At 58.9% G+C, this 14381-nt stretch carries 13 protein-coding genes; 5 read left to right on the forward strand and 8 right to left on the reverse strand.

What is annotated here, in order from left to right; all coding sequences use genetic code 11:
• Nucleotides 1–22 precede the first annotated feature (22 nt).
• Nucleotides 23–2302 (forward strand): YgiQ family radical SAM protein, encoded by a 2280-nt coding sequence (locus H598_RS23045; protein WP_051252273.1) that lies wholly within the window; start codon nt 23–25, stop codon nt 2300–2302.
• A gap of 54 nt (nt 2303–2356) precedes the next feature.
• On the opposite strand, the gene H598_RS0102210 is transcribed toward H598_RS23045, so the two are convergent.
• Together H598_RS0102210 and H598_RS0102215 are read right to left on the reverse strand one after the other, a co-directional pair.
• Nucleotides 2357–2713 carry a hypothetical protein gene (locus tag H598_RS0102210; protein ID WP_028111551.1) on the reverse strand — a complete coding sequence of 119 codons (357 nt, stop codon included), beginning with the start codon at nt 2711–2713 and terminating at the stop codon, nt 2357–2359.
• 272 nt (nt 2714–2985) lie between these two features.
• On the reverse strand, nt 2986–3294 hold the full coding sequence (locus tag H598_RS0102215) for a hypothetical protein (RefSeq protein WP_051252275.1): 309 nt from the start codon (nt 3292–3294) through the stop codon (nt 2986–2988).
• Between the two features lie 385 nt (nt 3295–3679).
• Between H598_RS0102215 and H598_RS0102220 the strand changes: the two genes are divergently transcribed.
• Together H598_RS0102220 and H598_RS0102225 are read left to right on the forward strand one after the other, a co-directional pair.
• The gene (locus tag H598_RS0102220; protein WP_156896900.1) at nt 3680–6073 is read left to right on the forward strand and encodes a multiheme c-type cytochrome; all 2394 of its coding nucleotides are present in this window, start codon (nt 3680–3682) and stop codon (nt 6071–6073) included.
• Nucleotides 6074–6285: 212 nt separating this feature from the next.
• Entirely contained in the window at nt 6286–7593 is a 1308-nt protein-coding gene (locus H598_RS0102225; protein WP_028111554.1) for a winged helix-turn-helix domain-containing protein, read from the forward strand.
• Between the two features lie 56 nt (nt 7594–7649).
• On the opposite strand, the gene H598_RS0102230 is transcribed toward H598_RS0102225, so the two are convergent.
• From H598_RS0102230 to H598_RS0102250, 4 genes are read right to left on the reverse strand one after another with little or no spacing between them, the layout of a single operon-like run.
• Nucleotides 7650–7889 carry a DUF2960 family protein gene (locus H598_RS0102230; protein WP_028111555.1) on the reverse strand — a complete coding sequence of 80 codons (240 nt, stop codon included), beginning with the start codon at nt 7887–7889 and terminating at the stop codon, nt 7650–7652.
• The gene (locus tag H598_RS0102235; protein WP_245595540.1) at nt 7889–8893 is read right to left on the reverse strand and encodes a CvfB family protein; all 1005 of its coding nucleotides are present in this window, start codon (nt 8891–8893) and stop codon (nt 7889–7891) included. Before H598_RS0102235 ends, H598_RS0102230 begins: the two co-directional genes overlap by 1 nt.
• A 55-nt stretch (nt 8894–8948) precedes the next feature.
• On the reverse strand, nt 8949–9515 hold the full coding sequence (locus H598_RS0102245; protein WP_028111557.1) for a YceI family protein: 567 nt from the start codon (nt 9513–9515) through the stop codon (nt 8949–8951).
• The gene (locus H598_RS0102250; protein ID WP_035414959.1) at nt 9512–10078 is read right to left on the reverse strand and encodes a cytochrome b; all 567 of its coding nucleotides are present in this window, start codon (nt 10076–10078) and stop codon (nt 9512–9514) included. The genes H598_RS0102245 and H598_RS0102250 overlap by 4 nt, the downstream gene beginning before the upstream one ends.
• A 203-nt stretch (nt 10079–10281) precedes the next feature.
• Between H598_RS0102250 and H598_RS0102255 the strand changes: the two genes are divergently transcribed.
• Both H598_RS0102255 and H598_RS26305 read left to right on the forward strand, forming a co-directional pair.
• The gene (locus tag H598_RS0102255) at nt 10282–11133 is read left to right on the forward strand and encodes a collagenase (protein WP_051252277.1); all 852 of its coding nucleotides are present in this window, start codon (nt 10282–10284) and stop codon (nt 11131–11133) included.
• A 124-nt stretch (nt 11134–11257) separates the two neighbouring features.
• On the forward strand, nt 11258–11410 hold the full coding sequence (locus H598_RS26305; RefSeq protein ID WP_156896901.1) for a hypothetical protein: 153 nt from the start codon (nt 11258–11260) through the stop codon (nt 11408–11410).
• 39 nt (nt 11411–11449) lie between these two features.
• Here H598_RS26305 and purD read toward each other — a convergent pair whose 3' ends face one another.
• Nucleotides 11450–12730 carry a phosphoribosylamine--glycine ligase gene (purD, locus tag H598_RS0102265; protein WP_028111560.1) on the reverse strand — a complete coding sequence of 427 codons (1281 nt, stop codon included), beginning with the start codon at nt 12728–12730 and terminating at the stop codon, nt 11450–11452.
• Nucleotides 12731–12741: 11 nt separating this feature from the next.
• Nucleotides 12742–14334, reverse strand: a complete 1593-nt coding sequence (purH, locus tag H598_RS0102270; protein WP_028111561.1) for a bifunctional phosphoribosylaminoimidazolecarboxamide formyltransferase/IMP cyclohydrolase — start codon at nt 14332–14334, stop codon at nt 12742–12744.
• Nucleotides 14335–14381 lie beyond the last annotated feature (47 nt).

Genomic DNA, 14381 nt, shown 5'->3' on the forward strand with positions numbered 1-14381 from the left:
CGGTACGCATTAAGGTGGCAGCATGATCCCAAAACCCAAAACCAAACTGTTCGACTACCCCAAATACTGGGCAGAGTCTTACGGGCCGGCGCCCTTTATGCCGACCTCCCGTGAGGAGATGGAGGCCCTGGGTTGGGACAGCTGCGACATCATCGTGATCACCGGCGATGCCTATGTGGATCACCCCTCCTTCGGCATGGGAATTGTCGGTCGGATGCTGGAAGCCCAGGGGTTTCGGGTCGGCATCATCGATCAGCCGGATTGGCACAGCAAAGACGACTTCATGAAGCTGGGTAAGCCGAATCTGTTCTTTGCCGTCGGGGCCGGCAACATGGACTCGATGATCAACCACTACACCGCCGATCGCCGCCTGCGTCATGACGACGCCTATACCCCGGATAACGTCCATGGTAAGCGCCCGGATCGGGCGGTGGTGGTCTACACCCAGCGTTGCAAAGAGGCCTATAAAGAGGTGCCGGTGACCATCGGCAGCATCGAGGCCAGCCTGCGCCGCATTGCCCATTACGACTACTGGCAGGATAAGGTGCGCCGCGCCATCCTGTTTGATGCTAAAGCCGACCTGCTGATCTACGGCAACGCCGAGCGCCCCATCATCGAAGTGGCCCATCGGCTGGCGGCGGGGGAGTCGATTCAGCAGATGCGCAACATTCGTGGTACCGGCTTCCTGACCAAGGAGCCGCTGCCAGGCTGGACCGGGCTGGACTCCACCACTCTGGACACCCCGGGAAAGATTGACCCCATTCCCAACCCCTATGGCGCCGATGACATGGGCTGTGAGCTCGGCAGCGGCAGTGCTGCGGTGGCGCCGTCGCAGCAGCAGGCCCAGGCGGTGGTGGTGCAACCGGCCAAGCCCAAGCCCTGGGACAAGCAGTACATCCTGTTGCCGGCATTCGACCAGGTGCGGGCCGACAAGGTGCTGTACGCCCACAGTTCGCGGGTGTTTCACCAGGAAACCAACCCCGGTTGTGCCCGGGCATTGATGCAGCGCCATGGCGATCGTTTTATCTGGCTCAATCCGCCGGCCATTCCGCTGGAGACCGATGAGATGGACTGGGTGTTTGGTTTGCCCTATCAGCGGGTGCCTCACCCTAAGTACGCCGGTCGCAAGATTCCGGCGTACGACATGATCAAGACCTCCATCAACATCATGCGCGGCTGTTATGGCGGCTGTTCGTTCTGCTCCATTACCGAGCATGAGGGCCGAATCATTCAGAGCCGCTCTCACGAGTCCATCGTCAATGAGATTGAGGAGATCAAGCAGAAGGTGCCCGGTTTTACCGGGGTGATCTCCGATCTCGGTGGTCCCACCGCCAACATGTATGGCCTGAGGTGCAAAAGCCCCAAGGCGGAGTCCACCTGTCGCCGTTTGTCCTGCATCTACCCGGACATTTGCGGCCACATGGACACCGACCACACACCCACCATCGAGTTGTATCGTAAGGCCCGCAAGGTAAAAGGGATTAAAAAGATCCTGATCGCCTCCGGGGTGCGGTATGACCTGGCGGTGGAGGATCCCCGTTACGTCAAGGAGCTGGTGACCCATCATGTGGGTGGCTACCTGAAGATTGCGCCGGAGCATACCGAAGAGGGGCCGTTGTCGAAGATGCTTAAACCGGGCATGGGCAGCTACTACCGCTTCAAGCAGTTGTTTGAACAGTACTCCGCCGAGGCGGGTAAGAAACAGTACCTGATCCCCTACTTTATCTCCGCCCACCCTGGGACCACCGATAAGGATATGGTCAACCTGGCGCTGTGGCTGAAGGCCAACAACTTCAAGTTGGATCAGGTGCAGAACTTCTACCCGTCACCGCTGGCGAACGCCACCGCCATCTGGCATACCGAGCACGACTCCATGCGCAAGGTCAGCTACAAGGGTGACAAGGTACCGGTGGCCAAAGGCGGTCGCCAACGTCGTCTGCACAAGGCGATTCTGCGCTATCACGATCCTGCCAACTGGCCGCTGATTCGGGAAGGGCTGCGGGCCAATGGGCTGGCGAAGTTGATTGGCAATGGGCCTAATTGTCTGGTGCCGGCAGAGGGCCGTGACGGCCAGCGCGGTCAGCAGGGAAAAGGCAAGCCGGCGTTGTCCAGGCACACTGGCCTCAAGCAATTTGATAAGCCGCGACGGGCCGCCAAAGGCGGCGGTCAGGGAGCCAAGAGCGCAGGGGAGGGGCGTCCCGGCCAGAGCAAGCCAACGGGGCGTCCTCAGGGCAACCGCACCGGCAGTAAGCCGGCCAACCGTGGGGGCGGCCGCCCGAAACCCTCGCGTCAGGGTCGCTAGACTCAAACGGACAACGGTCGCCGAGGGGCGACCGTTGTTGTATCGGCAGATCGGTTAGCGGTTGTAGCGGTCGATCATCAGGGTGACGCTGCTGCCGTTGTGGGTGTGGCAGGTACCGGCATCGTATTCCCGTTCCAGGGTAAATTCACACTCCCCCAGTTCCGGGGCACTGAGGCTGAGCCGGGTCGCCAGTTCATCGACGCTGATCACCAACTCCAGATGACCGGCGCTGCCGCGATCCAGTTTCAGGTAGTAGGGTTTGACCAGAGTTACCTGAATCTGCTGTGCGTGCAGCAGATTGCCGTCAGGGCCGTGAATGCCGTACAGCAGTTTCACCTGTGGCGAGGTGCTGTCGTAGGCCGCGGCCATGCTGCTGAGCAGCAGGGTGATGGCGAGCAGTAGTGTGCGCATAGGCAGTTTCCATTGGCAATGTAGCCTAAGCATAGGTGCCCGCCGTCCAGCTCGCCAATGGCCTAGCCTGTCCGGGAGGGGTTTATTCGAGGTGCGGCGGGATTACTCGGGAGGCCGATTCCGACCTTTGCCGGTTGCGGGAGTCTCCGCCCTGATGAGGCGATGGTGTCGGGGAGCTGGCGGGAGGATGTTTCAGAGCCTGAGCGGCAATGGCGCTCGTTGCCATGGTTCTGTCAGCTTGGGGAGCAGCCGCGGATTCCGCGGCCACAGCATCAGGCCAGGGCCAGCAGCAGGCCACCAATGGACAACGCCGCCTTGGCGTATTGACCGGCGGTGTAGGTGGGATCGTCAATCTCTTCGATGACGTCCGGGTGATCCATGCCCAGTGCACCGTAGGTGAAGCTGGTCACCTCGTCCACATTGCTGCCTTTGTCGGCTGCCGCCGGGGCTGGGGTGGTCGCGGCGGCCGGGGAGGCGTTAACCTGCGTGGCTGTGGATTCCGCGGCCTGGGGTTGTGGCCGTGCCGTTTTCGGCGTCAGGGACTGATACGCCTGAAGCGATGCTTGAGAACCAACCTGCACGAACGACACTCCTTTACTCTGACCAAATTTGGGCAACTTCAGCTACTGTACAGGTTATCGGTTTGAAATGCTGTGACTTTAGCAATCTTTGCATTGTCAGTATCGCTTTGGGGATAAATCAGCTCAGTTGCTAAGTAATAGCCGGTAATCGCAGTTTTGGGATCCCAAAACGTGCCCCAAATCACCCAAAAACGCACCCGATTAACGCTTGGGTAACGGTTTGGCTTCAAAGTGTGTGCATTTTCGCATCCAATTGGTTACCGTCTTGGTCGCTTTTGCTGCATGGATCACGGTTCGTTTTTTCGCCGTGTTTGCAACCGAGGTTGTCACGGTCTGTGGTTAGCCCGGCCAGTATCGTGTCCCTACCCAATAAAGGGTCCAATCAATGATGATGATTGAAAGGGATATGATGATGAACTCTCCAAAATTTAAGGTCGCAACCCTAGCGACCATGCTCACCCTGGCCTTGACGGGCTGTAGTGGTGACGACGGCAGTGACGGTGCCCCCGGTACTCCCGGTGAAGACGGCAAACCCGGACTGATCATTGCTGACAGTGCCAAGAGCCTGGCAGTGACCGTGGATCAGATCCTGGTGGCCGACGAGTCTAAGCTGACCTTTACCGTTCGTAATGAAGAAGATCTGCCGGTGGTTGGTCTGGATAAATTTGGCTTTATCCTCAGTGGACTGGAGCAGGGCAAAAACGGCGATGCCGATGCCTGGAAACTGCTGTCTTCCGAGGGATGCCCCGCCAGCAAGTACTCCAAGTGTGGCACTTTGGAAGACAACAAAGATGGCAGCTACAGCTATCTGTTTGACAAAGATGTAACCACTGAAGAGGCGTTTACTCTGGCCGATGACAAGACGCTGCGCCTGGTGGTTCGGGTTGGCGGTGAACAGGTGGGCGTGTCCGATGTGCCGTACATCAATGACGTTCATGACTTCCGTCTCGATGGCAATGCCGTGGCCTACACCAAGAATGTCGCCACGGTAGAGAACTGCGCCGGTTGTCACGATGACATCGCCATGCACGGTGGCAAGTACACCGAGGTGGAAACCTGCGTTGCCTGCCACGCCGATAACAAAGTGGGCGACGATGCGTTGTTTACCAACCTGGCCCACAAGGTTCACGTTGGGGTGATCGCCGCGCCAGTGGGCGGGTGTGACAACTGCCACATGGCCACCGATGGTGCGACCGACTTTGCCAACTGGAAACAGGTCCCAACCGCAGAATCTTGCTCGACCTGTCACGCCGATGTGGATTTTGAAACCGGCGCCAATCACGTCGGCGGGCCGCGAGAGGACAACAGTGCCTGTGCCGTGTGCCACTCCGAGTCGATGATCGAGATGAATCACCTGTCCACCTACAAGGGCCAGACCTCTCGTCGTGAGAACGTCCACCTGACGGTGACGGATGCCAAGATGGTGGCGGCGCCACAGGCACAGGAAAACATCGATGCCGGCCTGGATACCGCCAACACTGGCTATGTGCAACTGACCGTCGACATTCGTGACAAAGACGGCCAGAGCATGAACCTGCAGCTGGATAAGGCCGATTTCTTCTACTACTCCGAGTTTTACATCAACTGGGGTGGCCATGATATGGCCATGGAGCGCGGTAAGATTCTGCGGGTGTTTACCAATAAGGAGCTGTACCCGGGTTACGTGGATAAGCCTATCGTACTCAACTACGAAAACGGTGAAACCACCTTTGAGATTGGTCCGTTCGAGATGACCGATGCCTTCGATGGTGACTTGAGCGCCAGCTACGGCATGGTGACGCCGCGGATCTGGTTCTGCATGGATGAGACCGGCACCACCATCCAGTCTTGTTCTGAAACGGCCAGTGTCTGGGGTCAAGGTGCGGCGGGCTACAACTGGCTGCACTTCTTTGACGACCAGGGCATGCTTAACGAGCGTCCTCGCCGCCAGGTGGTGACCAATGAGAAGTGTGGTTCTTGCCACGGTACCACCACTCGCGAAAGCGACGGCATGGTACAGATGACCCTGAACTGCCGCAGCTGCCACCCGGTAACCAAGACCGATTCCGAGTTCTTCGGCACCACTTGTGCCTCCGGTTCGCTGGACAAAGACGGTGATGGCAGCCTGGACGAACAGGTAATGCTGAAAAACCTGATGCCTCGGGGCGAGCGTGACTGGACCACGGCGTCTAACGCCGGCGAAGAGTGTCTGGCCTGCCACAACGCCAACAACCCGCCGACTCAGGTGATCCGTGATTCCCACACTAAGCAAGGCGATGCGGACTACGTTGAGCAGCTGACCATGAGCCACCCGGATCATAAGGTCTGGATTCACGCCATGCACGCCAACAACCGCGCCAACCAGGGCGGCGAAGGCTGGGTTCGTAACGTCGAGTACTCCGCCGATCTGGCCAACTGCGTTAAGTGTCACGAGGGTGACAGCTTCGATACCAAGTACCTGGTCGGCCGTAAGCCTCTGGCACTGGATCTGGACTACATGGACACCTACGACGGCCTGGATCCGGCCGATGGCAAAGACACCAGCGGCAACAAGCGTTACGCCGTCGATGCCAAAGCCGATGCCTACGTGTCTCCGACTGCGGCCGTGTGCCTGAGTTGTCACGGTAAGCGTGCCCCTGAAGCCGGTGAAGATCGCCGTCAGGTACGCAAAGACGTGGTGGCCCACATGAAGCAAAACGGAGCCCAATTCGGCGTCACCGAAGGTGAGTACACCGGCGAGGAATCCTGCGCCGTGTGTCACGACCTGGGTAACCTGAAGACGGTCCATGGCCTGAACTAAGGCCTTTGGGCGGCCGTTGCCGGTCGCCCAGTTTTCCCTGTACTGCGATACTGGCCCGGGCTTCATCACCCGGGCCTTTTTTGCTCCGCCGAAAGAGTTTCGAAATTCAGAACTGCATCATGCTAAATCTGAAACAGAGCCCGTATGATTGGGCTGTGCGGCGGTTACCGTACGGTATCCCGGTGGTGAACACGGGGTTAGAGAGGATTGAATTGAAGTTATCCAAGCATCTGACTATCGACGAAGAGCGTCGCGAGCTTATTGATCATAAGCTGAATCAGACGCATCCCTTGTCCTTTGCCGAGTTGGCTATCCTGACGCTGTTGCTGCAGGAGCACGGCGGTGTGGTCGACAAACAGACCCTGACCGATGCCGGCTGGCCCGGACGGGTGGTGGCCCAGTCGTCACTGACGCAGTGTGTCAGTACTCTGAGGCGCAAGTTGGCCGGGCACCCGGAGGTTGAACTAAAAACCATTCCCCGCTATGGCTATAGCTTGTGCTGCACACAGGCGGCACCTGCTGAGGTGGCTCCGTCTCCGGAGCCTCGGCGACCGCAGTTGAATCAGGCCCAGCCGGGGCGAGCCCGTCCACGCTGGCGATGGCTGACCCTGCCTGCGGTGCTGATTCTGGTGGCCTTTTTGCACTTGAGTGGCACATTGACCCAGATCACCGACTGGGTATTGCTGATGAATCAGCCCGGTGTGGCGGAGATCGAAGCGGATCGGATGCGGGTTGGTTCCCACCCTAACCAGGTGCATCGGGTGGTGTTTGAAGATGAAACTGCGGTGGAGCAGGTGTCGCCGCAGCAGTTTATCGCCAACTGGCAGCGTGCCGATGAGATGCTGCCGGAGGTGCGTCCACAGCAGAGCTACCTGAAACAGAGCGCCGATTTTGACTCCATCGCCCTGTGCGCCGATTACGACGGCCAGTGCCGGGATCGGCAACCGCTGAACCTGGTGCGTCGCCATGATCAGCAGCCGCCGCTGGATCTGAAGTGGCTGCAGGAAACCAAGTTGCGCATGGAGCAGGTGACCTACAACAAGATTCTGCTGGATCGATTCGATGGCCCGACAGAGGGCATGTTGGAAGACGTCTACCGGGCCGATGTTTATTACTACGGCGACAGCGATAACGTGGTCCGTGGGGATCTGCGCTTTTCGGTGTTGTATCAGTCTGATAATCACGGCCAACTGCTGGTGGCGGCCTGTTTTACCGATGCGGTCAACAAAGAGATCAGCATGCGTTACGAGTTCTCTGGTCCGTTCCGGGTACAGCAACGCACCGTTGACGGCAAAGCGGTGAAGCGGTTTCTGATCGACGTCGACAACCAGAACTTCCGTCGACCCGAGCAGTTATCTGAAGAGGGGGCGGTGATCTACCGTGAGATTCAGCGGGCGGTGCTGTCGAAGAAGCAGATGACCCTGCACCAGCTGTATGAAGACGATCAGAGCGGCGTTTGGAGCCTGCCGCTGTGGGGTGAGACCGTGGTCTGGGCCCACCGCGCCAAGCTGACGCTGTAATCGACCGCAGCATGAAAAAAGGGCCCTCTGGCCCTTTTTTTTGGTCGGCGTAAGTCTCAGTCCCGAATCACCTTGATGTCGGTGAACCCTTTCTGACGAATGTAGGTGTCGCGGAAGTTGCGGACGGTTTTTTTGTCGCGGGTGGACATCTTCACCGCCTGCTCCATGTTGAGGTAATCACTGGTGTCGATTCCCTCGGCGGCGGCCACGGCTTCAAAGGCGTCGTGGTACTGGTCATTGGCGTAGCCGATGCTCTTATTCACTCCCTTGAAGGTGTAGTTGATGGTCAGGGCCATTACTGTTTCTCCTTCAGGCGGATACCATCGTTATCAATGCTGATTCTGCCGGATTTAAACAGGCCGCCGATGGTGCGTTTGTACATCTTCTTGCTGACTTTATACAGCCGCTTGATCGCCTCAGGATCCGCCTTATCCCCTAGCGGGCTGAAACCGTTGTTGCGCTGCAGGTGATCCAGCACCTGCTGGCTCAGTTGGTCCAGCGCTTCGTTGACCGGTGGATTCAGAGTCAGATCGATGCCGCCGTCCTCGCGTACCCACTTAACGTAGCCTTTCATCCGTTGACCCACCCGGGCGTCTTTAAACAACTCATTGTGGTACAGGATGCCCCAGTAGCTGTCGTTGACGATGGCCTTAAAGCCCAGATCGGTGTTGTTGGTCAGCATCAGGTCGACCTCCTGCATCTTGCGGAAGCGGCCGGGGCGCTCAGACACAAAGCGATCCAGTTTGCTGGAGGCGGCCAGACGTTCGGTGTGGCGATCCTGATAGACGTACACCACGTAGTGGCGGCCCTTTTCCATTGGCACTTTTTGCTGGTTATAAGGCACCAGCAGGTCTTTATCCAGCCCCCAGTCCATAAAGGCGCCGGCGTTGTTGATGTCCACCACCTGCAACAGGGCAAACTCGCCCAGGCAGGCTTTGGCCTTCTGAGTGGTGGCGATCAGCTGATCGTTGGAATCGAAATAGATGAACACCTCGATCTCGGTGCCGACAGCCGCGCCTTCGGGCACGAACTTGTTGGGAAGCAGGATGTTGCCAAAGCTATCGCCGTCAAGAAAGACGCCGTAATCGCTGAGGCGAACGACTTTGAGCCGATTGTACTGACCAATTTTAACCATGGTGATGTAACTGTCCGAATAATGCCAAAGGCGCGCAGCGTCGGTATGACCTGCCAGCGACGGGCCGCGTTCAGCCAGTGGTGGCGTCGCGGGGAGGAAGATCTGCGCCAGAATGGCACTGATTATATCAAACTGGTGGGGGATGTGCGCGGTTGAGGTCGCCACCCAGGCCGGATGGCACCGGCCTGGACAGGATGATGAAGTTGGCGGGGCTGGCTGGTTACAGCTTGATGCCCTCGACATGGAGATCGATCTGCACCTCGGCAGATTGAGGGCCCAGATCCATGGGAATGCCAAACTCCTTCATGGTCAGGGTGGTGCTGCCGGCGAAACCGACGCGTTCACCGCCCCAGGGGTCCTTGCCTTCGCCAATCTTGGTGACGTCGATGGCGATGGGCTTGGTGACACCGCGTAGAGTGAAGTCGCCATACAGGGTGCCGGACATATCGTCCTTAGCCTTGTAAGAGGTGCTGTTGAAGGTCGCTTTCGGATAGGTGCTGACCTCCAGGAAATCTTCTCCTCGAATGTGCTTGTCCCGTTCGGCGTGGTTGGAGTTCACGCTCTTGGTGTCGATGCTGACCCGAAAGGCACTGGGTTGGGTGCCGTCGTAGCTGAAGCTGCCGTTGAAGGTGTCGAAGCGACCGATGACCCAACTGTAGCCCAGGTGATTGATTTTAAAGTTGACCGAGGCATGAGCGCCCTTGGTGTCGATGGCATAGTCGTCGGCCAGGGCCAGGTTGCTTAGGGTCAGAGTGGCGCCCAGTAGGGCGGCGTTGATCAGTTTCATAGTGTTGCTCTCTCTTTAGTTTGCGGTGAAATCATTCGACCCAGGGTGTTGTCCCGGTCGAGGAATTGGTGTTTTACGGCCGCCAGTCCGTGTCCGGCGGCCAGGACGATCAGGCTCCAGGCGGCGTAGGCGTGCACGGTGCCGGCGAGCTCTTCCTGCTGTGGCAGGCCATGGATCAGCGCCGGAATGCTGAACCAATTGAAGATGTCGATGGCACGGCCATCGGCGGTGGAGATCAGATAGCCGGATACCATCAGCGTCAGCAGCAGCAGGTAGATGGCGCCGTGACCCAGTTTGGCGGCAACCTGGGTGGCCCGGCCCTGACCGGCGGGGGCGTTAGGCGATGGATTGCTGAAGCGCCACCACAGTCGGAACAGGGTCGCCAGCAGTAACAGCATGCCCAGGCTCTTATGGATCAGCGGCGCTTCCCGGTACCAGGGGTGGTAATAGGTCAGTTCCACCATGTACAGCCCCAGGCCAAACAGGCCGAACACCGCCAGAGCCGACAGCCAGTGCAGGGCGATGGTGATCCAGCCGTAGCGGTCTTGTGTATTGCGTAACATCACACTGTCTCCGTAATTTGAGTGTTGGCTGTCATTTTAATTGCATCAAAGAGAATGAAAATTGCAAAAATGCGGCCAAAACGTTCGATTTTGTTGGTTTTGTCTTGCGTCGTGGTGACGGTCGGAGTAGGGTGTTGAATATTGTATGCAAAGTGGGTGAGTCAACTATGTGGGGAAAATCAGGGCGTTGGGCGGTAGGACTGATGCTGACATCGACATTGGTCTGGGCTGAACCGGGGCCGACGTCAGCGACGGTCGATCAGGTATTGAGTCAGCAACATCGCTGCAGTGCGACGCTGCTGCTGCGTTCGCAGGCCCTGACTCGCGAGCAGCAGCATCAGGCTTGTGAGCGACTCCTGGTACAGGAGGCGCGCTTTCATCAGTTATTTGGCACCGAAGGTTCACCGGTTGCCGATGATCACAACCTGGCCATGCGGGCCAACGTCTACCGCGATCGCGACAGCTATGTGGCCCATGTAACGAAGCACTTCGATGTCCCCAGTGATAATGGCGGCATGTACCTTGAGGGCGCGCCGTCTCAGCCAGGCAATCAGGCAGAGTTTGTGGCCTACCAGAAACAGGGGGTGATCTGGAACCTCAACCATGAATACGTCCACTATCTGGATGGGCGTTTCAACTTGTACGGGGATTTCTGCATGAACCTGCACGATGACCACAGTGCCCCGGAGTATTGCCCGCAGCCGACGCCGCCGCTGCCGCATCTGGTGTGGTGGAGTGAAGGCGTGGCCGAATACATTGCCAAGGGGCAGAACAACCCCAAGGCACTGGCGCTGGCAGGTGAGGGAGGCTACAGCCTCAGCGAGTTGTTTAACACCAGTTATAACGTCAATGGCGGCAGCGACAGGGTCTACCGCTGGGGCTACCTGGCGGTGCGGTATATGATGGAACAGCAGCGCCCTCGGGTGGAACAGATGCTGACCCTGACCCGCCGTGGAGATTATTTGGGTTATCAGCAACTGGTGGCGGAATGGGGTCAGCAAATGGATCCGGATTTTGAGCGCTGGCTGATTGAGCTCGGGCGCATAACGAATTAATTCACAAAAGATTTATCTTAGTTTGCGCCGAGGCCGATGGAAATGTGACCCAGTTAATGGCAGTGGCGCGTGTGGCGCGGCATGCTGGGTTCAGGCAGATAAGATGGCGTGAAGGAGGGCAGGCATGGAGTCGGCGTTGACCGTGGTGTTGTTGTTGGTGGTGGCTACCGGTGCGGTGGCGTTTTTCGTGGTTCCCCGAAAGCGAAAGCACCGGGACATTACCCCGGTTTCCAATCGCAGTCGTAAAAAGCGCGCCCGCAAGAAGCACCACGCCTGAAAAAGGCCGCATTAGCGGCCTTTTCTGTGTTCGAACGGGTTATTGCTGTTCCCGGGCGATGGCGCGATAGGCGATGTCGCTGCGGCTAAAGGCGCCGTCCCAGTGAACCTGGCGGGCCAATTCGTAGGCCCGCTGCTGGGCGTCGGTTACCGTGGCGCCCAGGGCGGTGGCACACAGCACCCGGCCGCCGTTGGTCACTACCTGGCCGTCGACGCTGGCGGTTCCGGCATGGAACACCTTCTGGCCTTCGGCTTCCTGCTGTGGCAGTCCGCCAATGACGTCGCCTTTACGATAGTCGCCCGGGTAACCGCCGGCGGCCAGCACAATGCCTACCGCAGCACGGGGATCGTAGTCGGCGCGCAAGCCTTCTAACTCGCCCTTGCTGCCGGCCAGGCACAACTGCACCAGATCCGATTGCATGCGCATCATGATCGGTTGAGTTTCCGGGTCGCCAAAGCGGCAGTTGTATTCAATGACCTTGGGAGTGCCGTCGGCAGCGATCATCAGCCCGGCGTACAGGAACCCCTGATAGGGGTGCCCTTCGGCTTTCATTCCTTCCACCGTTGGCAGGATCACCTCATTCATGATGCGGTCATGAATCTCGGCCGTAACCACGGGGGCCGGAGAGTACGCCCCCATGCCGCCGGTGTTGGGGCCGGTATCACCATCACCGACCCGCTTGTGATCCTGGCTGGTGGCCATGGGCAAGACGTGATTGCCGTCTACCATCACGATGAATGAGGCTTCTTCGCCCTCGAGGAACTCCTCGATCACCACCCGGTGGCCGGCGTCACCGAAGGCGTTGCCTGCCAGCATGTCTTTTACTGCGGCTTCGGCTTCCTCCAGGGTCATGGCGACGATCACCCCTTTACCGGCGGCCAGGCCGTCGGCTTTGACCACGATGGGAGCTCCGTGCTGGCGCAGGTAAGCCAGTGCCGGTTCCACTTCGGTGAAGTTCTGGTAGCTGCCGGTGGGAATCTGGTGGCGGGCCAGGAAGTCCTTGGTAAACGCCTTGGACCCCTCCAGTTGGGCCGCGGCCGCGGTGGGGCCGAAGATGGCCAGACCGGCGGCGTTAAAGGCATCGACGACGCCTTCCACCAGCGGGGCTTCCGGGCCAACAATGGTCAGGGCCACATCGTGATCACGGGCAAAGGCCACCAAGGCTTCATTGCCGCTGACGGCGACGTTTTCCAGCTTCGGTTCCAGGGCGGTACCGGCGTTGCCCGGTGCCACATAGACGGTGTCGACTTCGGCAGACTGGGCGGCCTTCCAGGCCAGGGCGTGTTCGCGGCCACCACCACCAATTACGAGTACTTTCATGGTGCAATCCTTTAGTGTTTGAAGTGGCGCTGGCCGGTGAAGATCATCACCATGCCATGCTCATTGGCCGCATCGATGACTTCCTGGTCCCGCATCGAACCACCGGGTTGAATCACACACTTGATGCCGGCTTCGGCGGCGGCATCGATGCCGTCACGGAACGGGAAGAAGGCGTCGGAGGCCATCACTGACCCGGGCACTTCCAGCCCTTCGTCGGCGGCCTTGATGCCGGCGATCTTGGCGGAGTAGACCCGGCTCATCTGGCCGGCGCCGACGCCGATGGTCATGCCGCCTTTGGCGTAAACAATGGCATTGGACTTAACAAACTTGGCCACCTTCCAGCAGAACAGGGCGTCTTTCAGTTGCTCGGCGCTGGGCTTGGCATCGGAGACCACCGACAGGTCGGTTTCGCTGACCATGCCCTGGTCGCGATCCTGCACCAGGATGCCGCCGTTGACGCGTTTAATGTCGAACTCGGTGGTGCGGGCCTGCCACTGGCCGCACGCCAGCAGGCGGACGTTCTGCTTGGCAGCCACGATGGCCTTGGCGTCTTCGCTGATGGACGGGGCGATGATGACCTCGACAAATTGACGGTCGACAATGGCCTGAGCGGTTTCGCCATCCAGTTCGCGGTTAAAGGCGATGATGCCACCAAAGGCCGAGGTGGGGTCGGTCTTGAAGGCACGCTCGTAAGCCTGAAGCGGGCTTTCACCCAGGGCGACGCCACAGGGGTTGGCGTGCTTGACGATGACGCAGGCGGGCTGGTCAAACTCTTTCACACACTCCAATGCGGCATCGGTGTCGGCGATGTTGTTGTAGGACAACGCCTTGCCCTGAAGCTGCACGGCACTGGCCACCGAGGCTTCCTGCAACTGTTTTTCGACATAGAAGGCGGCGTCCTGATGGCTGTTTTCGCCATAGCGCATGTCCTGTTTCTTTTCGAACTGCATATTGAAGGTACGGGGGAACTTGGAGTCGGCATCGCCCTCGGTGTTGTCGCCATAGCTGGGCACCATGGTGCCAAAGTAGTTGGCGATCATGCCATCGTAGGCGGCGGTGTGTTCAAAGGCGGCGATGGCCAGATCGAAGCGGGTGGCGAGACTCAGACCGTTGTGGTTGGCGTCCATCTCGGCGATGACCCGATCGTAGTCATGGGCGTTCACCACAATGGTGACGTCTTTGTGATTCTTGGCGGCGGAGCGAACCATGGTTGGGCCACCAATGTCGATGTTTTCGACCGCATCGGCCAGGGTGCATCCGGCTTTGGCGACGGTGTCTGCAAAGGGATAGAGGTTGACCACCACCATGTCGATGGGGTTAATACCGTGGCTGTCCATCACCGCATCGTCCTGTTCGCGTCGGCCAAGGATGCCGCCGTGAACTTTGGGATGCAGGGTTTTGACGCGGCCATCCATCATCTCCGGGAAGCCGGTGTAGTCGGACACTTCAGTCACAGGCAGGCCGGCGTCGGCGATCAACCGGGCGGTGCCGCCGGTAGACAGCAGTTCCACGCCGCGCTCGGTCAGGGCCCGGGCGAAGTCGACCATGCCGGTTTTATCGGACACACTCAGCAGAGCGCGACGAATTGGACGTGCAGATTCCATGGGTACAGATCCTTTATGTAGGGTTAGCTCGTTGCCTCGGGGCAACG

Origin of the sequence: Ferrimonas kyonanensis DSM 18153, from assembly GCF_000425405.1 — a bacterium.
Classification (GTDB): Bacteria; Pseudomonadota; Gammaproteobacteria; order Enterobacterales; family Shewanellaceae; genus Ferrimonas; species Ferrimonas kyonanensis.

Excerpts from the sequence above, each read along its gene's own strand:
- H598_RS0102230 (WP_028111555.1), bottom strand. The coding sequence starts at position 7,889 with ATGGCCCTGACCATCAACTACACCTTCAAGGGAGTGAATAAGAGCATC.
- H598_RS0102210 (WP_028111551.1), bottom strand. The coding sequence starts at position 2,713 with ATGCGCACACTACTGCTCGCCATCACCCTGCTGCTCAGCAGCATGGCC.
- H598_RS0102250 (WP_035414959.1), bottom strand. The coding sequence starts at position 10,078 with ATGTTACGCAATACACAAGACCGCTACGGCTGGATCACCATCGCCCTG.
- purD (WP_028111560.1), bottom strand. The coding sequence starts at position 12,730 with ATGAAAGTACTCGTAATTGGTGGTGGTGGCCGCGAACACGCCCTGGCC.
- H598_RS0102255 (WP_051252277.1), top strand. The coding sequence starts at position 10,282 with ATGCTGACATCGACATTGGTCTGGGCTGAACCGGGGCCGACGTCAGCG.
- purH (WP_028111561.1), bottom strand. The coding sequence starts at position 14,334 with ATGGAATCTGCACGTCCAATTCGTCGCGCTCTGCTGAGTGTGTCCGAT.
- H598_RS26305 (WP_156896901.1), top strand. The coding sequence starts at position 11,258 with ATGGAGTCGGCGTTGACCGTGGTGTTGTTGTTGGTGGTGGCTACCGGT.
- H598_RS23045 (WP_051252273.1), top strand. The coding sequence starts at position 23 with ATGATCCCAAAACCCAAAACCAAACTGTTCGACTACCCCAAATACTGG.
- H598_RS0102245 (WP_028111557.1), bottom strand. The coding sequence starts at position 9,515 with ATGAAACTGATCAACGCCGCCCTACTGGGCGCCACTCTGACCCTAAGC.
- H598_RS0102220 (WP_156896900.1), top strand. The coding sequence starts at position 3,680 with ATGATGATGATTGAAAGGGATATGATGATGAACTCTCCAAAATTTAAG.